20 protein-coding genes are annotated in these 22,427 nt (G+C 46.6%); 9 read left to right on the forward strand and 11 right to left on the reverse strand.

From position 1 onward, the window contains the following. Positions 1 to 161: 161 nt before the first annotated feature. Together FS818_RS14065 and FS818_RS14070 are read left to right on the forward strand one after the other, a co-directional pair. Positions 162 to 746 (forward strand): LysE family translocator, encoded by a 585-nt coding sequence (locus FS818_RS14065; RefSeq protein ID WP_145332608.1) that lies wholly within the window; start codon positions 162 to 164, stop codon positions 744 to 746. A gap of 30 nt (positions 747 to 776) precedes the next feature. Then, complete coding sequence (locus tag FS818_RS14070; protein WP_145332609.1) at positions 777 to 1,556, forward strand: AraC family transcriptional regulator; 780 nt, start codon at positions 777 to 779, stop codon at positions 1,554 to 1,556. 122 nt (positions 1,557 to 1,678) lie between these two features. Here the strand turns inward: FS818_RS14070 and FS818_RS14075 are convergent, their stop codons facing one another. After that, positions 1,679 to 2,248, reverse strand: a complete 570-nt coding sequence (locus FS818_RS14075) for a hypothetical protein (protein ID WP_145332610.1) — start codon at positions 2,246 to 2,248, stop codon at positions 1,679 to 1,681. A 242-nt stretch (positions 2,249 to 2,490) separates the two neighbouring features. Here FS818_RS14075 and FS818_RS14080 point away from each other — a divergent pair, with 242 nt between their 5' ends. Further along, positions 2,491 to 3,159 (forward strand): phosphatase PAP2 family protein, encoded by a 669-nt coding sequence (locus FS818_RS14080; RefSeq protein ID WP_145332611.1) that lies wholly within the window; start codon positions 2,491 to 2,493, stop codon positions 3,157 to 3,159. An 87-nt stretch (positions 3,160 to 3,246) separates the two neighbouring features. On the opposite strand, the gene FS818_RS14085 is transcribed toward FS818_RS14080, so the two are convergent. Continuing rightward, entirely contained in the window at positions 3,247 to 4,680 is a 1,434-nt protein-coding gene (locus tag FS818_RS14085; RefSeq protein ID WP_145332907.1) for a glycoside hydrolase family 1 protein, read from the reverse strand. A 166-nt stretch (positions 4,681 to 4,846) separates the two neighbouring features. Here FS818_RS14085 and FS818_RS14090 point away from each other — a divergent pair, with 166 nt between their 5' ends. From FS818_RS14090 to FS818_RS14100, 3 genes are all read left to right on the forward strand, one after another. Beyond that, entirely contained in the window at positions 4,847 to 5,836 is a 990-nt protein-coding gene (locus tag FS818_RS14090; RefSeq protein WP_145332908.1) for a helix-turn-helix transcriptional regulator, read from the forward strand. Between the two features lie 67 nt (positions 5,837 to 5,903). Next, on the forward strand, positions 5,904 to 6,722 hold the full coding sequence (locus FS818_RS14095; protein WP_145332612.1) for a class I SAM-dependent methyltransferase: 819 nt from the start codon (positions 5,904 to 5,906) through the stop codon (positions 6,720 to 6,722). A gap of 80 nt (positions 6,723 to 6,802) precedes the next feature. Beyond that, positions 6,803 to 7,462 carry a hypothetical protein gene (locus FS818_RS14100; RefSeq protein WP_145332613.1) on the forward strand — a complete coding sequence of 220 codons (660 nt, stop codon included), beginning with the start codon at positions 6,803 to 6,805 and terminating at the stop codon, positions 7,460 to 7,462. 185 nt (positions 7,463 to 7,647) lie between these two features. Here FS818_RS14100 and FS818_RS14105 read toward each other — a convergent pair whose 3' ends face one another. The 3 genes from FS818_RS14105 to FS818_RS14115 form a co-directional block, all read right to left on the reverse strand. Further along, positions 7,648 to 8,442, reverse strand: coding sequence for a hypothetical protein (locus FS818_RS14105; RefSeq protein ID WP_145332614.1), 795 nt, complete (start codon positions 8,440 to 8,442; stop codon positions 7,648 to 7,650). Positions 8,443 to 8,689: 247 nt separating this feature from the next. Then, entirely contained in the window at positions 8,690 to 9,109 is a 420-nt protein-coding gene (locus FS818_RS14110) for a hypothetical protein (RefSeq protein ID WP_186331703.1), read from the reverse strand. Between the two features lie 1,150 nt (positions 9,110 to 10,259). Continuing rightward, positions 10,260 to 11,543 carry an XRE family transcriptional regulator gene (locus tag FS818_RS14115; protein ID WP_145332615.1) on the reverse strand — a complete coding sequence of 428 codons (1,284 nt, stop codon included), beginning with the start codon at positions 11,541 to 11,543 and terminating at the stop codon, positions 10,260 to 10,262. 339 nt (positions 11,544 to 11,882) lie between these two features. On the opposite strand from FS818_RS14115, the gene fabV reads away from it, so the two are divergent. Beyond that, positions 11,883 to 13,079, forward strand: coding sequence for an enoyl-ACP reductase FabV (gene fabV, locus FS818_RS14120; protein WP_145332616.1), 1,197 nt, complete (start codon positions 11,883 to 11,885; stop codon positions 13,077 to 13,079). 73 nt (positions 13,080 to 13,152) lie between these two features. Here the strand turns inward: fabV and FS818_RS14125 are convergent, their stop codons facing one another. Then, the gene (locus FS818_RS14125) at positions 13,153 to 13,392 is read right to left on the reverse strand and encodes a hypothetical protein (RefSeq protein WP_145332617.1); all 240 of its coding nucleotides are present in this window, start codon (positions 13,390 to 13,392) and stop codon (positions 13,153 to 13,155) included. A 332-nt stretch (positions 13,393 to 13,724) separates the two neighbouring features. Here FS818_RS14125 and FS818_RS14130 point away from each other — a divergent pair, with 332 nt between their 5' ends. Next, positions 13,725 to 15,371, forward strand: a complete 1,647-nt coding sequence (locus tag FS818_RS14130; protein WP_186331702.1) for an RNA polymerase sigma factor — start codon at positions 13,725 to 13,727, stop codon at positions 15,369 to 15,371. A gap of 452 nt (positions 15,372 to 15,823) precedes the next feature. Here the strand turns inward: FS818_RS14130 and FS818_RS14135 are convergent, their stop codons facing one another. Beyond that, positions 15,824 to 16,414 carry a restriction endonuclease gene (locus FS818_RS14135; RefSeq protein ID WP_145332619.1) on the reverse strand — a complete coding sequence of 197 codons (591 nt, stop codon included), beginning with the start codon at positions 16,412 to 16,414 and terminating at the stop codon, positions 15,824 to 15,826. A 240-nt stretch (positions 16,415 to 16,654) separates the two neighbouring features. On the opposite strand from FS818_RS14135, the gene FS818_RS14140 reads away from it, so the two are divergent. Further along, positions 16,655 to 17,938 carry a PQQ-binding-like beta-propeller repeat protein gene (locus FS818_RS14140; RefSeq protein ID WP_186331701.1) on the forward strand — a complete coding sequence of 428 codons (1,284 nt, stop codon included), beginning with the start codon at positions 16,655 to 16,657 and terminating at the stop codon, positions 17,936 to 17,938. A gap of 77 nt (positions 17,939 to 18,015) precedes the next feature. Here FS818_RS14140 and msrA read toward each other — a convergent pair whose 3' ends face one another. From msrA to FS818_RS14160, 4 genes are all read right to left on the reverse strand, one after another. Further along, positions 18,016 to 18,531 (reverse strand): peptide-methionine (S)-S-oxide reductase MsrA, encoded by a 516-nt coding sequence (gene msrA / locus FS818_RS14145; protein WP_145332621.1) that lies wholly within the window; start codon positions 18,529 to 18,531, stop codon positions 18,016 to 18,018. A gap of 223 nt (positions 18,532 to 18,754) precedes the next feature. Then, positions 18,755 to 19,012 carry a GlsB/YeaQ/YmgE family stress response membrane protein gene (locus tag FS818_RS14150; RefSeq protein WP_090915436.1) on the reverse strand — a complete coding sequence of 86 codons (258 nt, stop codon included), beginning with the start codon at positions 19,010 to 19,012 and terminating at the stop codon, positions 18,755 to 18,757. 368 nt (positions 19,013 to 19,380) lie between these two features. Then, entirely contained in the window at positions 19,381 to 20,694 is a 1,314-nt protein-coding gene (locus tag FS818_RS14155) for an AAA family ATPase (protein ID WP_397351750.1), read from the reverse strand. Beyond that, positions 20,694 to 22,145, reverse strand: coding sequence for an RtcB family protein (locus tag FS818_RS14160; protein WP_145332911.1), 1,452 nt, complete (start codon positions 22,143 to 22,145; stop codon positions 20,694 to 20,696). The genes FS818_RS14155 and FS818_RS14160 overlap by 1 nt, the downstream gene beginning before the upstream one ends. Positions 22,146 to 22,427 lie beyond the last annotated feature (282 nt).

The following is a 22,427-nucleotide window of genomic DNA, read 5'->3' on the forward strand; positions in this document are numbered from 1 at the left end:
AAAGCTACATCGGAAGCATATGCTTATCACCGGATTTTTCCCTTTGTATAAGGAAATCAAAAAAATCTGGGGATAACAGCGATTGGAAGGTTATTCTGTCATCGGAGTGACTGTGTAAAATCTTTAGTTCAAATAAGATAGCATTGAAGAAGGAGCTTAAAATGAATATACTATCTTTTTTAATCTACTGTATCGTTGTAACCTTTACACCTGGCCCCAGCAACATTGTCATTTTCTCTTCCACACAAAAAGTAGGCGCACGCCGTACCATGCCCTATGTCTGGGGAGCTACCCTAGCTTTCGGTTTGTTGCTGACTGCGTCTGCTTTTCTGAATCAGTTACTCGCGGACATTTTACCAGGCATCTTGCAATTCATGCAGATTACCGGCAGCATCTACATGCTTTATCTCGCCTATCAGGTCTATCGAATGGGTTCTACAGAAGGGGCTCCCCAGGCCATATTGGGCTTTTGGAACGGAGTCATGATGCAATTTGTAAATCCTAAAGTCGTGCTGTTTACCTTTACAGTTATCCCGGCTTATGTACTTCCTTACGTCGCTTCAGAATCATGGTCTGCATTTTTCTATGTTATGCTGATTACGTGTATTGGTTTTCTGGCTTACTCCAGCTGGGTAGTGTTCGGCACGATCTTTCGATCCTTGCTGAATCGTTACCAGCGAACATGCAGTATGCTGATGGCTCTTTTTTTGATATACTCAGCCATTATCGTGTCAGGTCTGATCTAAAAATCTATTTAATCTGCGGAGGTGTGCGGTATGGAACAGTTTAGCTACAAAAGATCAGAAGACGTGCTGGCCCTATCCGCCAGCTTCACCGATTTCACCTATAAAAAGCATTGCCATGAGGAATATGCGGTAGGCGTAACGCTGCGCGGCATTCAGCAATATCATCTGGACGGTCACTATCAGGCCTCACATCCGAACGGCGTCATGTTGTTTAATCGCGAGCAATTACATGATGGGAGTTCCTATGATAAAGAGGGTATTGATTATGTGATGCTTTATTTGAAGCCCGAATTAGTTGAAGAGATTATGGGTAAAAAAGAACTTCGCTTCTCCACTCCCATCGTCTATGATCCGAAGCTTGCCCGAAGCATTCTCATGCTGAACGATGCCGTGCAGCACAGGCAGGACGAAGCCGAGTGCAGTACACGGCTGTTTGATCTGGTGCATATGCTCGCTCGGGAGGAACAGCCTGCAAGACTCTGGAAACCTCAGGACAGTCTTGTTCGCAAAGCAAAAGAAATGATGTTTTGCAACACCGCAGACGTGCTTAAACTGGATGATTTGTCGGCGTCATTTGGCCTGTCGAAGTTTCAATTTATCCGTGAATTCAAAGCCCATGCGGGCATCTCACCGTATCAATTTTTCCTGAACTGCAAGGTCGAGCATGCCCGCCAATCTCTGGAGAAACACAAAGACATCTATACCGCCGTGGCTGACTGCGGCTTCGTTGATCTGACCCATCTGAACAGACATTTCAAACGGGTGTTTGGCGTTACCGCACACGATTACGTGCTCCAGCTCCAGCGTTAGCATAGAGTTATAGCACTCGGAACAGATGCTCATCACCAACCGAAATCAAAACACTGCTAAAAAATCAACATCCCCTTAAGGAGCGTGCCCCCGTCCATAAGGGGATCAATTTTTATGGGACATTACACCTTCCTTTTTTTTCTTTCCCACAGCGATCCACCTACCAGCACTAACAACAGAATGATCCCCCCACCATAAAGAATGATCATCCACAGATTATGATAGCCGCTGCCGCCCCTGAAATCATCAGAGTTTACAGGAGTGCCCTTGCCCAGCATATTGATCGCCTCTCCTGCCTGTTCGATCTTAAGATTACCGCTACATAGGCTGCTGTAAAGCCTCCCGTCTTTGCCATCCTGATGGGCAAAGATTAGATAAGACTGATCTTTAGTCAATGTTGTTCCACAGGAGCCCCCACCCAAGTTACTGATTAGAATCGTCATCTGTTTTGCATCTACACCCTTCCATGCCGTATCCACATCCAGTGTGTACGCTTCGAACTCCCCACTGATAAGTAATGAGCCTCTTCCAACATTCACCACTTTCCCCGTGAAAACTGCGGTATGCATTTCCAGCTTCTCCTTGACACTGGATTCCGCACAACTGCACGCGTATGCTCGTTCCCCCGGCCAAACGATCACACATGTTGCACATAACATTAGAACCAAAACGGCCGTGACAATTCGCTTCATTCTTACGCCTCCCCCTTCATTTACCTTTGAGTTGCCCTTACTTATGAACGCCTCCATTTTCGTTTTTGTTTGTTTTATTGTAAAATGTTAACACTATGTTAAAAAGCAAGTGTATATACTTCTGATCACATCAGTTGAATGAAAAGGTTGTGCTGTAGTCGAGCTTTCGGATGAACATTACCTTTCTTTCAACAGATACAGCTATAAACAGAGACATCATAGACAACGGAGGAACTCTACATTTGAAGCACAATTTGACGAAAAAAATCTCCATTCCGCTGCTGGTTGCAGCTTTATGCCTGTTCGCTTTTATCACGATCGCGCTCTCCATCAGCGACAATCAGATTCATCGCTTTGATGCTGTACTCATCGACTTGATCCAAGGCATGGAATCACCTGGCATGACCCGATTTATGCAATTTTTCACCTGGATCGGTAGTGAGCTTCAGGTCGTTGTCATTACGGTCATTGTCATGCTGATCCTTTATGTTTTCCTGCGCCACAAACGCGAACTGCTCTTTCTTGCCATCGTGCTTGCAGGCTCTACGCTGTTGAATGCCGTGATCAAGCTGGTGTTTCAACGAGCTCGCCCAACCATTAACCGCATTATCGAAGTAAGCGGGTACAGCTTCCCCAGCGGACATTCCATGGCAGCGTTCAGCCTTTATGGCGGACTTGCTTTTCTGATCTGGAAGCATATTCCGACCTTTACCGGGCGTGTATGTATGATTGCAGCAAGTGCTACCTTTATCCTGATGATCGGCATTAGCCGGATCTATCTGGGCGTGCATTACCCTAGCGACGTTGTTGGCGGCTACTTCCTAAGCGGATGCTGGTTATTCACCTGTATCTGGTTCTACCGACGTTATTTGCAGCGGCTGTCTGAATTACAAGCCAGAAGCTTCGCCTAGTCGCATGTTATATGCATCATCGTAAAAACCCCAACGACCGAAAGATCGTTGGGGTTTTGTTATCTTTTTTTTATTACAGCTGTTGAATTACAGCTTCTCTCCATTGGAAGCAATCACATCTTTGTACCAGTAGAAGCTTTTCTTCGGTGTACGGCTCAAGTCACCGTTGCCATCATTATCTTTGTTGACATGAATGAAACCATAACGTTTCTTCATCTCTCCAGTCGATGCACTTACAAGGTCAATACAGCCCCACATTGTATAGGCAATAAGGTCGACGCCGTCCGCAACCGCTTCTTTCATCTGCTCAATGTGACCTTTCAGATAATCAATCCGGTAGTCATCCTGGATGGAACCGTCTTCTTCCACGACATCGACGGCACCGAGACCATTTTCCACGACCATCAACGGAACTTGATAACGATCATACAGATGGTTCAGCGTATAGCGTAGTCCTTTCGGATCGATCTGCCAGCCCCAGTCGGAGGCTTCGAGATATGGATTCTTGATACCACCCAGCAGATTTCCTTCCGCTCGATCCAGAGAAGCATCCGCACTTTCCACGAGAGACATGTAATAACTGAAGGAGTAGAAATCTACACAGCCTTCACGTAGCGTCTGCTCGTCTTCCGGTTGCATTTGAATTTCAATGCCTTCTTCTGCGAAGAAACGTTTTGCGAACCCTGGATATGCCCCCCGAACCTGTACGTCGCCACAGATCATGTTGGACAGCTGATCCTTCTTCTGCGCAAGCAAAATATCGTCAGGATTACACGTATTCGGATACGTTGTCATGAAAGCAACCATACAGCCGATTTTGAAATCCGGGTTGATCTCGTGTCCCAGCTTCACCGCTTTGGCACTGGCCACGAATTGATGGTGAAGCGCCTGGAACCGGGTCTGTGGCTGGTCTACTCCGTCCGTCAACGTTTCTTTGCCTTCAAACAACAATCCACCTGCCATATAGGCACCGAGTGGCATCGTCAAACAGTTGATTTCATTAAAGGTCAGCCAGTATTTTACCTGATCTTTATAACGGTTGAACAAGGTTGTACAATAACGGATGTAAAACTCGATCACTTCACGGGAAGCCCAGCCGTTATATTTTTGTGTCAGGCCAAACGGTGTCTCGTAGTGGGAGATCGTCACCAAAGGCTCAATGTTGTGTTTTTTCAACTCGGCAAAAACGTTATCGTAGAACTTCAAACCCTCTTCGTTTGGCTCCAGATCGTCACCGTTCGGGTAAATGCGTGACCAGTTGATCGACATGCGGAACATTTTGAAACCCATCTCGGCCATCATCGCAATGTCTTCTTTATAGTGTCCATAAAAATCAACCGCTTCATGGCTCGGATAATAGGTACCCTCTTCAAGAACAGGCGTAATTCGGCGAGGCGTGGTATGCGTTCCGCCTGTCATCATATCCGATGTGCTCGGCCCTTTGCCATCCTTATTCCATCCGCCTTCAAACTGATTGGCAGCCGTTGCGCCGCCCCAAAAGAATCCGTCTTTCATTTTCATCATGCATTTCCTCCTCTAATATAGACGGCTACTAGAGCACGTCTGTGATTTTCCATCTACTGCAATACGCTGAGAACGATAACGTTATAGTCCAAGTGTAGCACCCATACCCTGACAAGGGTTGTCATGATATACTTGGGTCATGGAACATAACCGATTATTCCGAATGTTGCTGCTGTTGCTGGAAAAAAAGAAAACGACCGCCCCGGAGCTTGCGCGCCTGTTCGAAATCTCGGTTCGCACCGTATACCGGGACATTGACCGTCTGAGTGCCGCAGGCATTCCCGTCTATACAACAACGGGCAAACACGGCGGCATTCATCTGATGGATCACTATGTCATGGACAAGTCGCTGCTGAGCGAGGATGAACAGAATGAAATTTTGCTGGGCTTGTACAGCGTCAGCGCCATTCCTCATCTGAACAGTGCCCGGATGCTGGGCAGGTTAACGACCCTTTTTGATCATAAACTGGACTGGATTGAATTTGAGTATTCTCCGTGGGGGAGTATTCCCGAGCAAGAGATGCAACTGTTTAATCAGGTGAAACAGGCGATTTTCGCAAGTCAGTTGCTATCGTTTCACTATATCGACTCCAATGGAGAAGCGAGTGAGGAGACGGCGTTGCCGGTGAAGCTTATTTTTAAAAACAATACATGGTACTTCAAGGGTCTAAAGCAACCCCAGCCTATGACATCCAATTCGCCCGACACCTTCGTCACGTACAAAATCAAACGGATCACGAAACTTCGCTTTGTGCCCGGCGCATATGAGAATACTCGTCCATCGACAGGGGAGGGAGATAAAGCTAAGGAAGAACCTTATGAAGGGGAAAAGCAAGACATCAAAATACATTCTAAGCAACCGTCTGAGAAACAGGCTCCGATCGAACTTCTGTTTGAACAAACGATCGCTTATCGTGTTTACGATCTGCTGGATCCCGCCATTATTCAGCAAGAAGCGGATGGGAAATTAAGGGTTTCCATTCCAATTGATGAGGGTGAACAGCTTTATTCATTCTTACTGTCCTTTGGCTCAAAAATAAAGGTGATCGCACCTTTGACGGTGCGCAAAGAGTTACTTCGCAGACATCAAGAGGCCGTCGCACTTTTACTGGAAGATGATGGGCACAAAACCGAGGATGATGGTACAATATAGTATGCGTCTATACCATTTCATTTTAAATTAGGATCGAGAGGAATTTAGCAATGTTGGGAGGACATACATGAATCAGCAGATCAGACACAATAACGTAGAACGTTTTAAAGGATTTGGCACACTGTATGATCAAAACAGACCCGCTGCTCCCCGCGAAGTCGTCGATATTTTGACTCATTATCTGGGCAAAAGGCCACGCTTCGTGGCTGATGTCGGTTGTGGTACAGGTTTATCCACCTGGATCTGGCTGGATCATGCCGAGCGAGTAATCGGCGTGGAACCTAGCGAGGATATGCGCTCCGTTGGCATTGCGAAGTGGGAAGCTGCAGGCAAACCGGATCGGCTTCGCTTTGCGGCGGGAATGTCCCATGACCTTGGCCTGCCTGATGATAGTGTAGATATTTTGACCTGCTCCCAGTCGTTTCACTGGATGGAGCCGGAATCCACCTTACGCGAGTTCGCACGGGTACTGCGTTCAGGCGGTATTTTTGCCGCCTACGACTGTGACTGGCCGCCTGTATTGGACTGGCAGCTTGAAGCAGCATACCAGCAACTGGTGAGCACTGCGGATGAACTTGCTTCACGTCTATCGAGCGCAGAGCAACAAGCACATAAATGGAGCAAAGAAGGCCATTTGCAGCAGATCCAGCAATCCGGGCTATTCCGTTACAGCCGGGAAATTGTGTTCCATCATCAGGAGCCATTCACAGCTGAGCGTTATGCCAACCTGGCTCTTAGCCAAGGCGGGCTTCAGACAGCTTTGAAGCTGGGCGCCACAGAATTGAATGACATGGCAGACGATTTCAGACGCCAGGCAGAGCTTGTTTTTCACGAAAAATCAAAAGAAGTGCTGTTCTCCTATCGCATGCGAATCGGTATCGTTTAAATTAAAAGCATACGAGGATATAAGAAGAATATAAAAAGAAAAAATATAAGGATTATGAATCTTGAAGGGTTGTGACCACTTTGATTAACAAAGAGGTGCTGGAACAAGATCGACTTTTCATCAAAAGCTGGCTTGACACCTATTTCGATTCTCCTCACCGGGATATTCTAATGTCTCATCCGGCCAAAATGGAAGAAGCGGACTATGGCGTTCCTTCGGATATGCATGATAGTGAGGTTGATGAAGAAGGATGGGTTTGCTGGAGAATGCTGGACTCGAAGGTTACGATAGATCAGATCAACGAATTAGTTGCTAGTTATATTAAGCCTGGCTCGGACACGTATGGCCCATCTTTCTCTGTGCCTCCGCTCTATGTAGCCTATCTGAGTAGCCGATATGTTCTGAATGTGTATCTTCGCTATGAAGGATTCATGATCGAATTACCGAATCTACCTTCTGACTACCCTCTGCGGGAATTACGTAACCTCTGGTCATCATCGGAATTACTGATTAAGGCGGGATATATTCCATTTGCCTCCTATGACGATCATGCGGGGCCGGTCTGCTGGGATACGAGTAAACCAAATGATGACCATGATTATGCTGTCGTATGGTTCGATCACGATATATTAACAGAAGAGGGACAGACCAGCCGGGAGCAACTTGAACACTATGCACAGCCTCTTTTTCACTCTTTCCGGGAAATGCTGATGCGCTCTCCTTCAAGCACCCGTTCTTAATTTAATTGTAGGGATATAAATAAAGAGGGCCTTCCCCGTTCATCGTCCGTTTTGACTTGGGGAGGGCGCTCGAATATATAACTTATACAACTCTATTCCTTTTTATAGACCGGATGACAACTGTAGAGCTCTATTGCATAGCTTCTTAGCGCGAAGTCAAGGCTGAGAAGATTAAAATGAGAAGCTTAGGACGAAAAAAGTTGATTCAGCTGCTGCTCCTGTACTTGAAGGGCAAGAGCCACCTTGGAAGGGTCCTGCGGCGAATAGAATACATTAATGATATGTCCCTGCTGAACCTGTGACATCGCGGAAGGCAGGATTTCTTTTTGCGTAATCACCTCAAAGGTTTCACCATTTGGCTTCGTAATACTCAGTTTAAGCTGTAGCTTGATGTTGCCATTCTGTCCACTTCCCATAGGGGTAACGTCCAGAATTTTAGCCAATCCCTTCTCTCCTGTACGTGCGATATCTACCATTTCCGGTGCTATACCTTGTTGCATCATCTTTTCATTCAACAGCTGTTGCATATGCTCCTGCGACACCGTTCCATGCTGATCCAGCCCGACTTTGCGCTCATCTTTCTCGGAAACGACAAGCGGAATGATTGCTCCCGGCTGAAACTGAGACAGTGAAGTCAAAGGAACAATAGTTCTTAATTCTGTATCATATGTTTCCCGGCCTTGACGAGACACCTTCAGCATCATTTTCACTTCCGGCTGTTCATTAATATAGGTACCCGTCTGCTGAATGCTTTGGATCACACCAACTGCTGGCAATCCTGATTTGATCTTGCGCTGCCCCAAACTCGTACCGAATATAGACGAAATGACCAGTAAACCAATTCCTCCAAAAAGCATCGGTTTAAACCACCACGCCTGCATGACCATAAACGGATCATCCCACAGCCACTGAGCTATGAACGGGGAAAATCCTGTCCCAAATACCATCAGTAAGCCAATTACTCTAAAAAAACGACTCATCTCTATCACCCTATCTATCTAATTTATGCTGTATGGATCTTTTTACGATGTGATATCTTTTGTTATATCTTTGCTGAGTATGTTCCCTTTTCGTTGTTATCTGTAATTAAAAAACTGAAATTTATAATTATTTCCAGAAAAATAATACCGTTATTTTAATTTTCTAAACATTGGTTATTCGCCTGTTAATACCGTCAATTCAAAGTTGAACTCTTGCTACACTCCGAATTCCGTCACACCTTGCCACCTAAACCGAAAGAAGTCCCATATAGATCAGTTCAGAAGGATTCGCCGGATGCTGTCCCAAACCGACACGGTCACCCACACGCGGAATCTGCAGCTTGGACACCAGTGTTTCCATCGTGCGCTGATACGTGCGACCACCCGTTTCAGTCACTTCAAGTACAAGCACCACAATGGGATCAAAGTTAATTAATTTCCCCGTATCCGATACACTGATCACGGTTCCAGTTGCTGCCAGAGGCAGTGATCCGCTTGTAGCCAGTTGTGCCTGCTTAGCCGAGTCCAAACTTTGGTTGATGGCATCCCGATGTTCCTTGGGTACAAATCCTTTCATCATCATGCCCGTAAGTCCCTTGTTCATTACGCGATCTGCTTTGGCAACAGCATCTTCCTGTTTGTTTTTACGTGTAAACCATCCCATCATATCGAACACCTCATTTGTTTTTTATTGGGTATGATTAATTATAAACACAACATGGCCCGTATGAATACGGATCTGAACACATACAAAAGAACCAAGAAAATGACCTGCTAAAGACGACATTCCATCAGTTTATTTGTAGCTATGCTTGCCTTTCCCCAATAAAAACGTTGTTCTAACCGACTCAATGAGTAGTAAACCATTTATTTTTGTGAACTCGTCGACTGATTGCCTCTGATTACAGTTACTCAGAGTGGTGAAATCCCTACATTTAGACGAATGCACATTCTGTATCTTAGCTTTATTAAAGATGCTTATCTAGCAAACCATGCACATTCATGATGCACCTACAGCATACATCCCTCGATCAAGACACACTTATAGCAAACATTCGGAAATAAAGACATACTTACAGCATTCATCTCCCGTTCAAGACATACGCACAGCATCCCCGCCCCGTTCAAATCATGCTTACAACATATCATCTCCGACAATATTGACGCTACTGATAAGTTAAAGCGTTTCCCTCACACGTATTTATTCTAACGGTCACAGATAAGCTTATTTTGGCAAAATAAGGCCTTTCTGAAATTGTAACGATCACCAGAGAGCTTATTTCACTGAAAAACAAAGAAAAAAGTCCATTTTCACGCTAATTTCCCAAAATAAGCTCCACTGTGATCGTTAGAACATCAAAATGCTGAAATTCGCCGAAATAGAGTTGCTGGTGATCGTTAGAAAATAAATCTCGCTGGGGTACCCTGTCCAGATCATCTTATTCTAGGTTACACAATCTTGCTTGTCTTACTCTTACTCTTACTCTTACTCTTACTCTAGCTCTAGTTCTAGTTCTAGCTCTAGCTAGAGCTAGAGCTTTATCTTGTTTTATCCTGTCCTGTCTCATTGCCTCACCTTGCCCTGCTACAGTCTATTTCCTTTTAGATTACTACATCTAGCCAGCGGTCCGATACTTACGATACACAATACGTTCCAGAGCTACTCTATCTGTTCTATCTTATCCTTCTACCCCCTGTCTTCCTTAACCGGTCACCTCATGCATGCACTGCTTCCCCTCCATCCAAACTTCAATCCATCTACCTTACCTTACCTTACCTTACCTTACCTGCCGCCAACCAGCCTTACCCTCTAACTGTTACTTCGTTCTCCGCAACAAATACACCAGCTTGCGATAATAACCTGCCGCCTCTTTGTACCGCCGCTGATCCTCACTCACCACTGCCAACCCTTCATATAGAGATTCCAAACGCAGCGACTGCTGTACAGACTCAAAATACGGCAAACAAGCCTGAGCTTGAGTTAAAAATGTGTCCTGCTCCCCGTGCGCCAGCGCCAGCTGACTTTGGTAAAAAACCGCATTCATTCGCTGATCCTCTGTGACGGCACAACTTAACAATTGATCCACACTTTGCGCCAACATGCCCCAGCTTTTCCGAGCAGAGGCAACCTCACAGCGATACACCAAAAGCAACGGCTTCATCGCCTGCTGTGTCTCCTTCGTTTCTGCCTCAAGCAGCTTTTCGAAACGCTCAATCTCGGTCTGTGCCTGATCCAACTCCCCAGACATCGTCAACATGACAATTCGATTGTTCGCAATGGCTGTCACCAAATCTCCCTGATTTCCGGCGTAGACCAGATTCGCTTCAGCCATTGATAATGCGGACAAAGCTTCCTGTAGCAGCCCCATCGTAAAGCAATATCCGCTGTATGCCACATACAGACCAGACAAACGATGGAACAACCGCTGGTCATACACATGTTTCATCGTCTGCTCAAATGTACGCTTCGCATCCTCATACTGCCGGGTATGGATATATGCCTCCATCTGAATATTCTGGATCGACAGCCACAGCTCGCTTCCTGGCTCCGTCAGGGCGCTCAGTCTTGTCACATGAGTAAGCACATCCACAAACGCCTGCTTGGATCGGTAATATTGGATTTTGTAAAATAGCAAAGCTTTCGTAAGCGGCCCCGGTAGCTGCACGTCATCCGGGCGGCCATACTTCTCCAAATAAAAATTCAGATACGATGTATGTATATATTCATGCGCAGCGGCGTCATTTAACTGCTGATAGTACACTGCCTTCATTAGAGCAGTCGTCAGTTCCACCGTAAGTGAATCATCCCGATCCTCCAGTGCATGTACCGTTTCCTCCGGGATCGCCGAGGCTGGCACCGACATCTGTACAAAGATCGCTTCTGCCCGCGCAAGTGTCTGTTCATCCTGCCCTGCTGTCCGCAAAAGATAGGAGGAGCTTACACCCAAGCGCTCAGCAATACTCTCGGCCAAGTCCTCCGGCAGTGGATAACGCTCTGCCAGGATGTTTGCGAAATGCGCTTGTGTAACCAGACCTTCTACGAGGTCTTTACGTGAGATTTGTTTTCGTTTGCTCAAAAACTCGATCCGTTCTTTCAGCATAACAGGTCTATCCTTTCATTATGAAGGTCTACTCTTTCTCTATAGCGAAATTACATCTCATCGGTGCGATTCCCTTTTGCTATCAAGCCTAACTGTTGATTATAGCGAATCTGGCCTCACTCATCCACCACATCATTCTCATGCTTATTAAACTAATCATCCCAAAATAAAAGCCGAATGGCCACCCCATACTATCCTTCTCGTAAATTTGACAAAACGGTTTCCGTTTCGAACGTAATTGTTTTACAATAGGGAGGATGCACACGTACAATGTATGCAAAAAACACGATGAATCATCCAATGTTAAACATGAATTGAACACGAAAGGGTGCCACAATAATGATTATTAAACCAAGAACACGTGGTTTTATTTGTACAACTTCCCATCCTGTCGGCTGTGCGGCACAAGTGCAGGAGCAGATTGATTACGTAAAATCCCAGCCAGAGATTCAGGGGCCCCGGAACGTGCTCGTTATCGGCGCGTCTACGGGTTACGGACTGGCTTCGCGCATCGTTTCCGCTTTTGGAGCAGGCGCCAATACAATTGGTATCTACCGCCCATCCAGCTCTACGGATAAAAGGACTGCATCTGCTGGATGGTATAACTCCGCGGCATTTGAGAAGGCTGCGGATGCAGCAGGCCTGAAATCCTACAGCATCACCGGTGATGCTTTTGCTAATGAAACCCGTGATAAAGCTGTTGAGCTGATCCGTAGCGAATTGGGTCAAGTGGATCTGGTCGTATACAGCGTTGCTTCGGCACGCCGTACCGATCCAAATACAGGTGAAGTGTTCAACTCCGTGCTGAAGCCGATTGGACAAGCGTACACCAACAAAACCGTCAATTTCCATACAGGCGAAATCACTTCAGTGACTCTCGAAACAGCGACAGAAGAAGAGATTCGTCAGACGGTTAACGTCATGGGCGGCGAAGACTGGGAACTGTGGATGGATGCATTGCAACAAGGCGGCGTACTCGCAGACAATGCAACAACGATTGCCTTCTCTTACATCGGCCCTGAGCTGACACACGCCATTTATCGTGAAGGCTCCATTGGTCAAGCGAAAGATCATCTGGAAGCAACGGCGCGCAAAATGCATGAGCGTCTGAGCGCAACAGGCGGACGTGCTTACGTTACCGTAGCCAAAGCACTGGTCACCCAATCCAGCTCAGCCATTCCAGTTGTGCCACTGTATATTTCCGCTTTGTACAAAGTGATGAAGGAAAAAGGACTGCATGAAGGATGCATCGAACAACTGCAACGGCTGTTTGCGGATCGTCTGTACGCTGGCGGTGAAGTGCCAACAGATGAGCAAGGACGCATTCGCATCGATGATTGGGAGATGAGAGCAGACGTACAGGAGGAAGTGGCGAAGATCTGGAACGAGTTGACGACCGAGAACATCTATGACCTGTCCGATCTTGAAGGTTACCGTCGTGAGTTCTTCCAACTGTTTGGTTTCGAAACCGATGGCGTCGATTATGAGGCCGATGTGGATCCAAACGTAGAGGTACCTCATCTCGTTCAATCATAAGTTTAATCTTGTTTTGCATTCAGGGAGGAGCTTCATTGCTTCTCCTTTTTTATTTTCCTATGTCTCCTTCCATTCATTCACCATCTTTTCTTGGCCTAATCCGCACGAAGACAAAATAAAAAGAAGCACCACCATCCTGGATGATCTGCTTCTTGTGTTTGACCTTTTGTAATTTTTCCTGCTTGGTTGGTGTCAGTCGAACATGTTGCGATAATGCCCCATAATCTCCATTCACTCTGCGGCTTTGCTCCGGAGTCCATTGTCCTGACCGTGATGCTTTGCGCAGTGCTTTTTGTGTCTGTGTACGTGCCATAATGATGAACACACTCCTTCAGTTGGTATACGTTCAATATATCACGTGTAACGATGCAAGTGAAGGTGCAACCTCCCATAGTTGAACGGAAAAGAAGTATCTTTATATACTAAAAGTGAGGCCTGTACATCTAAAGTAATCTTAAACCTGTTTAACAAAAAAATCATAACGTCTCTTTAACCATTTAAGCGAGCTATTCATTGTGTTTATATTTACATATTAATGAGTGATCCAGTAGGACGTCCAATGTTATCAAAAATAATCCCAACCTTTAATTCTCCTGGCACACTATATAATTGTCAGGAATTACAGATGCAAATATGGAGGAAAAAATGGATTTAATTAGTAAAAACAGAGAAGAAGCCGCGGAAGCGATTCGGGGTTATGTCAAACCGATTTTCGGTTTTGCGTTAAACCGGGTCAAGCATCGGGCCGAGGCGGAGGATCTGGCTCAGGAGATTATGCTGCAGTTGTTGAAATCCTTCTCCGGGGTGCGGGACATTAGGAGCCTTGATGCTTACGTCTGGACGGTTGCTCGATACACTTGGGTGAATTGGTTGAAAAAGCGTGCGCACGCGCCCCAAGTCATCGAAATCAACGGTATGTCCGAACTGTCTGCCGCCCCTTCCCGGGAGCCGCTTGACCGGCTGCTGGCAACCGAAGCTTCACGCGAGCTGCGCCGAGAAATCGCGTTTCTGTCCGACATTCATCGCCGGATCGTGGTCATGCATTACTACGACGAGCTTAAAATCGGTGATATCGCGATTGCACTGAACATTCCTGTCGGCACGGTGAAGTGGCATTTGAGCGAGGCTAAAAAGAAGTTACGGAAAGGGATGAAACGTATGCGTACAACAGGAAATTTAAGTGTCAATCCGGTCAGCATGGGGGAAATGGGCCATTCGGGTTTGGCCGGCAGTTTGGGCGAAACCAACGATTTTCTTGGACGCGCCTTGGCGCAAAATATCGTTTACGCGGCTTATCACAAGGCGCGGACCGTACATCAAATCGCGGAGGAACTGGGTATGCCGCCGTCTTTGTTGGAAGACGAAGTGCGGCACCTGGCTGATTACAATTTTCTCATCCAAACCTCTCCCGGCACATATCAAAGCAATACCATCATCTGGGACCTCTTCGAATTGGCCGTAGCCGGTCATCGATTTTGGCAAGATTGCGCTGCCGAAGTGGCCGATGTCCATTTTGACGCGTTAATGGAAGTTCGCCGTCAAGTCGAGGATAGCGGAGTGTACGTTCCGGACAGCGACTATAACTTCCTGCTCTGGACCTTGCTGCCCAAGAACATCGAGGAGCAATCTTTGCGGAGCATGCCAGCGGGCGAAAACTTCGACGCGGTCGCACCAATACGAAAGGATGGAGGTCAATATATTGCCTATGCGGCGTTAAATCGGAGCCACTATTCCGATCCGGGTTTTGATATGAGTAGTTACGTCACCTTCGGTCCGTCGATCCGCTACGTCGAAGATTCTTCTTTATACTTGTGGCAATTCAATACTCACTGGAGTGATCGTCAGATCGATTGGCGTTTCCTGGAATATCGGAATGTTGAGATTTGTCATGCATTCCAACAAGGGGAACTGCCTGACAACGAAGAGAACGCTGAGCAATATTCGTTCCTGCTCGAGAAAGGGTACATCCGCAAGACGAAGGAGGGCTACAAGTTTAATGCGGTTTGGATTGACTCTCCGCAAACGTTGGATCGGTTGAACAAGGCAATGCCGGATTTATCCGCTCTGTATGCGCCTGCTGTCAGCAAGCTCTATGACAAAATGCTCAACCTGTTCCTGCAAAATCAGCCGAAGCATTTGGAACCGCAGCTTGCTTACATGGTGAGAGGCAACACCGGGGGAGGAAGGCTGGTCGCTTATATTTTGAAGCATTTGATCGATAACGGGAAGTTGAAACCGCCGTTGCCGCACCAGCAGAAGACGATTTCAACCTGGATGGGACCGGTAAAGTAAGTCGGTTCGGAAATGTATACGGAGAATCGCCGTTCCAGAGCGGGGGCCATTTTAACACAAAGCTCTGTCTTTCCATTCTGTCTGTCCAACAAAGTGATTAGGACATCGTTATTTCACCTCGGCCCCTCCTGAACGTATGAAAATGATTAAAAACACCTCCAAGGTTGTCTCCATGTCTTACTACATGGTTGCATTCTCTTGAAGGTGTTTTAATTTGTCTCAAATCTATGGTGCCAGTCCCTAACCTTTTTTAGAGTGTCTAACTTATAGGGTACATTTTACTCTTTCTTGTATGAGTTGATACTCCTTTTATTAGATGTCGTATATAGATTCATCATAGTTCATGTTTGCTATCCCCACGTCACCATTTAATAGTGCAACGTTTCCATCTCCAGCACCCATACTCTACACTGCCTTTATCCTTACCCTTAAGTCCCTTCGGCTCGTCTGAATCAAGATCGCTTGCGCCGAGACTGCCACGTCTCAATGGGTTCGTGGTCATGCTCTTCGATCAGTTCCATCGCTTCATCCAGCCTGCGCGACTTAAACAGGGCAATCAGCTCGGTCAAATCCTCACGATCCAGCAGTTTTACTTCATTCACCGCAGCCAGCGTGCGACAAGCCTCGGTGTACCGGGCAGAAGTCAGTACAATGGATCGATCCGCCTCGTAATAACGCATCGAGGTATAAATCTCTTGTACCGCGCCAAGACCGACAGGATGATTGGCACCGTAGCGTTTGGCCTGTACCACCGTACGTCTGCCCAGCCTGTCCACAAACACGAGGTCTGCACCGAAATCCCGGCTGCTCGTCGTTTTGTGAACCTCCTCATAACCGAGTCGCTCGAACAGATTGTAGAGATATAATTCAAACTCTGATCCATCCTCCATTTTATCGATATCCTTTATCGTGATTTTCTGGGGATTCGCCTCACTTCGTATTCGTTGCCCACGATAAATGATCCGCCGAGTCATCCAGGTTAACAGCAACAACAGGACAATGCCTGCGATAACCCATAAGATGATGTTTTCACTCCGATTCATGTCGTTTCTCCTCGTCATTATTACTTCGTATCTCTCTAGTCACAGCCCTAAATATATCAAACTTTAAAGGTCATCTAAAGAAGATGAATTCCCTGTAACTGTTTCACCTCTTTTAACATTGCATTATCACATCCAGAGTGTAAAAAGGTTACAGTGTGTTCGGTTGAATTACACTAGAAATCAATGGTAGAATTCTACAATCGGTGTTATTTTGACCGAACACGAAAGGTGGTTTATCACTTGCATACTACTTATACGAATCGTAAACGCAAATCCACAACTTGGGCTGTTCTTTTGCTCAGTGGCATGCTGCTCTTGAACATGAATACAAATACAGGATACGCGGCGGCGTCTACGGAATCCTTGCCTAAACCGGCATGGACCTCCTCCTCCCTTATGTTAAATGAGGCTAATACGGAGAAAGACGTCATGATCAAGAACATTTACGCTGTACCTTCCAAAAACTTGGTATATGTACACACTTCTCAGCCCGTAACCAAAACAAGCAGCAAAACAACGCTGGACTGGCAACTCGATTCACTTCAAGCACTGGACGCCAAAACAGGTCAGCTCAAGTGGAGCACCATTTTCCATGAGAAAAGTGGCCCTTACACGACCTACTCCAACTCCGTATATGCAAGCAACGGTACGGCTTACGTGTATATGGAGTATTCGGATAAAAGCAAGAAATTATATTCGTTTAATACGTCCGGCAAGACCAACTGGGTAAAAACCGTGAATTCGTCAGCAAACATCTCACTCATGGATAATGGTAATCTACTGGTCGCTACAAGCCAGGGGGTACAAGCCAATGGCTCTGTACGTTCAACCCTTTCTCTTTATGACCAAAAAGGGAAGCTGTTGACCGAAAAAACAGTTGCAGGCACTGTGCTCAAAGCAGCTCAGAGCAGAATTGTCGTCGACGCAAGCAAACAGGTCAAGTCGGGTAACTTCTGGCAACCGGCCGCCAATCCCAAAATTGAAATCTATGACACCTCGTTAAACCGTCTGTCCTTCTATCAATTCCCGGCCGATGCCAATACACAAGGAGATGGCGGCGGTGAAGCTCTGGCGATTCTGGATGATGGTTCCGTCCTGATGCGTGCCAACTTCGAAACCACCGGCAATCGCTTGATGGGATTTGGTTCAGACGGCAAGCTTGCATGGGGACGTGCAATCGCCGGGGATGCGTATATTCAAACAGCGGGTAATGGGTACGCCGTGCTCACTGGCTCAAAACTCGAGCTATACACGATGAAAGGCAAAGTGACGGAGCGTATGTTCAAGGATGCTCAGCCTGTGCTCATGCATGTGGACCGGACACAAGACGGGCAATACCAGCTTGATTTTGCTAAAACAGGATATATTCTGGACCCGCAGACATTGGAAGACGTGCATGTGTACACCGTTAGTGTTGCTGTTCCTTCATTAGAAAGGATCTCCACTTATATGAATGATGTGATCTATTCGATGAAGGGTGAGGCACTTTCTAAGTATGCACTCAAGTCGTCGTCGGCTAAATAATGAATGTTGCTCTTACCTGACTTAGCTTTAGTCAAGAAAAAGCCGGAACAGCTCCTCGCGGTGCTCTCCGGCTTCTTTTATTTCCAGTTCTCGTTAATGAATTCGTCCCTTCCAGACATCGCCCGGTCTTCCTTGTAATGCTTCTCGTTTTTCTTGTGATAGTCCTGATGGTAATCCTCTGCCGGGTAAAAAGTTACGGCATCCCGAATCTCGGTCACGATGGGCTGACTGAACCGGCCACTGGCCGCGAGTTCCTCTTTGGATTGCTCGGCAAGTTGCCGCTGGCGTTCATTGTGTACAAAGATAGCGGTACGATACTGCGGTCCTCGATCCTGGAACTGTCCTCCATCATCCGTAGGATCAATTTGAGGCCAGTATAATTCTAATAAGCGCTCGTAAGGGAATACATCTGGATCAAATGTAATCTCCACGACTTCCACGTGCCCTGTTTCCCCAGTCTTCACCTGCTCATAGGTCGGATTTTCGACATGACCACCTGTATAACCTGATACGATACCGTGGATGCCTGGTTGTTCCTCAAACGGGGTAACCATACACCAGAAACATCCGCCGGCAAACGTTGCTTTTTCCATTCCATCCAACTCCTCTGGTTCAAAACAATATCATGAAAGCATTAACTCAGACACGCATTCATATTCCTACATTGTAAAACAACAAGAGGTTGATGGAAAGCCACCGCAATGGCTCTTCATCAACCTCTTCATTCAGCTTCCGCTTGGAAGCATCATAGTCATATGGTTCATACAGCCTTCAGCTGTACCATAACTTCTTAGCCAGGAACATCGCTCGCTCTAATTACCCGCGGCTGCGTCCCATTGAACGGAAGATCAGGCTGACAATCGCTACAAGCACAATCGCACCAATCAATGCCGGTACAATGTGGAATCCGCCCATCTCAGGACCCATGTCTCCAAGAATGACTCCGCCTAACCATCCACCGATGAAACCAGCAACGATATTACCAATAATACCGCCCGGGATGTCACGACCAACAATCAGACCTGCGAGCCAACCAATGATACCACCGATAATTAATGACCATAACCAACCCATATCATTCACCTCTAATTTAAGTTTTTGTTGTTGCGTCTGACTACTATTAACCGCTCCAGAGGCATTTAAACAACTGGCATAAAAATTGTTGCATATTACCATTGTCCAGAATGCTTCCTTCTCTGCTAAACAGGCGTTCCGCGAGGGCATGACAACAGGCCGTGTCAGTTTCCGGCATCTCATCAGCACGTGGCTGCGATATGTACCTCCCGAAAGTCATTGTATGTTATCAGAGACAAGGTTAGTATACCCAGTGAAGGTGAATTTATATTTATGGGCTCAGAACCATTAATGCTCCAAACATTACAGTTCATCAGAGTGTATCCGATCAGCGGATTAGAGCAAAGAATCAGAATGCACCAACCGGATCAAAAAAATCCAGCCCGACCCTTGCCCGGTTGTGCAAGCCAGTTATGTTTGTGACTTTTGTCCAGTTCTCCCCGCATGGACTGAATAACCGAAACAATATCGGTTCGTCCGTTTTGATGCCACTCCAGCGCAACACTTACATACAATTCGCCGAGTTGGGCAAGCGAGAACGTGTCTGTCAAACGGGCTGCTTCGACCGTTCCTTCTTCACCTGCAAACACGCTAAACCCACGTTGCCGCAAATATTGCAAACGTAAAGCTTCATCAGGTAGCGGAATCTCATAGGCCCGGTCGAATCGTCCGGCACGGTTCATGAGACCTGGATCGATTTTTTCCGGATAGTTGGTCGTGCCGATCAAGAAGATTCCTTCTTTCGACGTCGCACCATCCAATGTATTCAGGAAAAAGGAACGAACTTCATCCGGCATCGAGTCGATATCTTCAATGATCAGCACCATCGGTGCCAGTCGTTTGGCTGCATCAAACACTTCACGCACAGACTCGCTGTTGGTGTACTCCGTAATTTGCCAATAAGCTGCCGGTCCAGGAATACTGCCTGCTATCGATTTCACCAGCGTTGTTTTTCCGTTCCCTGGATGCCCATACAGCAGAATACCGCGTTTGTAGGGGATATCATAGTCCCGGTAAAAGGAACGATCCGCTTCAAAGAACTGATCCAGCGAGCGGAAAATATCCTGTTTGATCTGTGCGGATAGAACCACATCTTCTCGGCTCACCGAACGAGTTATGGACTCTACATGCCGGTCACTGCCATTGCGGGCATCCGTGTAAACCGTTACTTTTTTCATATTTTGCTGACGTTCGCGTTCTCTGACACTTCCCAGAAAATGCTTCATCTGTTCATCCCCTACAGCGAACACAAAGTCTTCACTATAGATCCCGTTTTCTCGAAAAAATGGCACCCGCACCAAAGCTACGCCCCACTTGGGATAAGCAAATACGTTGTTGCGGATGGAATAATGCACACCGTATGTCGGCACATCTCCATCATCATCATAATGCAGGGTTTGAAGCTCGAGATCCTCGAATATCCGAGCGACAAGCTCAACCTCGTCACTTCCATTCTGCAAGTCTTCCCGTAGCAGTTCCCAATATTCATTGTTCGGATCAGAACTTGAATACAACTTGTATTCAATGCCGTAACGCTTCAGAAGCGCATCACCAATCCCTCGAATCAGTCTCGAATAGACCGCGTACCCTTCAACCCGGATACGTGTATCATGCTGTTCGTCATAGGAATAGATGGCCTTTGCTTCGTTCATTGGATTCATCTGTTTTTCGTTATCGTTCATCATTTCGCTCCCTTTACCGCGGCAAGCGGTTTACATTTGGCTACCACTTGTGCCAGTCCGGCGCCGGTAACACTATCTATAATTTCATCGACGTTTTTATACGCCTGAGGTGATTCATCAATAATGGATTCCAAGGATCGCTGGTTCACAACGATCTCTTCCGCGGTTCCTACACCAAGAGCCGTGGCAAAATCTTCAACCGTAACCAAACGTTTCGTTGCCGTACGTGACCTTACACGGCCCGCACCATGACATATCGAATAATAGTTGTCAGCTCCTTCCGGCTGACCGACCATGATATACGAGGCCGTACCCATCGAGCCAGGAATCAGTGCAGGATGGCCTGTAGCCATGTAAGGTTTTGGATTATCCTGGTGGCCTGCAGGCAATGCCCGTGTTGCCCCTTTCCTGTGTACAAACACCGAACCGCGCTCTGCATGGGATTCCTCCCAAGCATAGTTATGCATCAGGTCGTACAGCGTACGAAATTCGCATTTTGACCCGAAAACATCCCGGAACGCTTCCCGGATTGCATAAGCGATGAGATGGCGATTTACTACGGCATAATTCAAAGCGGAATACATCATGTTGACGTAATGGCGACCTTCCGCATGCTCCAGCGGGGCAAATACCAATCTGGGATCGGAAGTTCCAAGGCCCAGCCGTTGCATGACTTTGGCAATCGCTGCCGAACTTGTCTGGCTGACATATCCGCCCCAAGCGCGGGAACCAGAGTGAATCATAACAGCAATCTGTCCATCATAAAGCCCCCAAGCCTCGGCCACTTCGCGATTTTCCTCAGCAATCTCAATTGCCTGAATCTCGGCAAAATGATTCCCGCCCCCCAGCGTACCCAGTTGACGATGCGAACGGTGCCAGGTCATATCTGGAACAAGATTCAGCACATTCTCGTCATACGTAAACTTACTGCTCTCCACATGTGTCAGAGAAGTCGATTTTTTCGGTGTATAGCTATCCGGAATATATTTTTTCGGCAGTCCGTGTAATCCTTTTTTTACAATATGCTCTAATCTTATATCGGAAAAATGGCCTCGCTGGCTGGCTTCCATCGGTAACACTTTTTCGATCGCTTTAACCAATTTGCGGCGTAGCTTTACCTCTTTCAGATCATCCTTATGCAGATTGGTCAGATGAACTCGCATGCCGCAGCCGATATCACTACCCACGATGGAAGGTGATACATATCCGCCCTGTGCCTCCCATACTGCCGTGGTTCCAATACAAGTTCCTACACCGACATGTACGTCTGGAGTATAACCCATATAAGAAATATCCGGAATCTGCAAATTATTGTTAGCCATCTCAAATACTTTGTAGTCCAGAGAAGAGAATAATTGCTGTGCAGCATATACGGTAAGTTCTCCCGCTGGTAATTTCACTTGATGGCGATAACCCTCAGTCATGTTGCTAAAATGTCCAACGTTGTTCATTTCGTTATTCATAAATAATTGTAATTCCTTCCTGTTCCGTTCAGCAAATGTAGTTTGCTGCGTGTTGTTTGGTGAAAAATACATAAAAAAGCCATGGACTGATCGTCCATGGCTTCTACTACATGACAATAACGGATAACAGCACAAATGAGTTTGCGCCTGTCATCCATCGCTGGATACCGCGAAGAACACACATTGCCTATAGCGCTAACGCTGTACTCTATAAACAATATGCCCGTTCTTTATGTCGACCGTATGAGGCCAAAAAGACGATGAGCCGGA

It is taken from the genome of Paenibacillus xylanexedens, from assembly GCF_007680605.1.
In the GTDB taxonomy this organism is placed as follows: Bacteria; Bacillota; Bacilli; order Paenibacillales; family Paenibacillaceae; genus Paenibacillus; species Paenibacillus xylanexedens_B.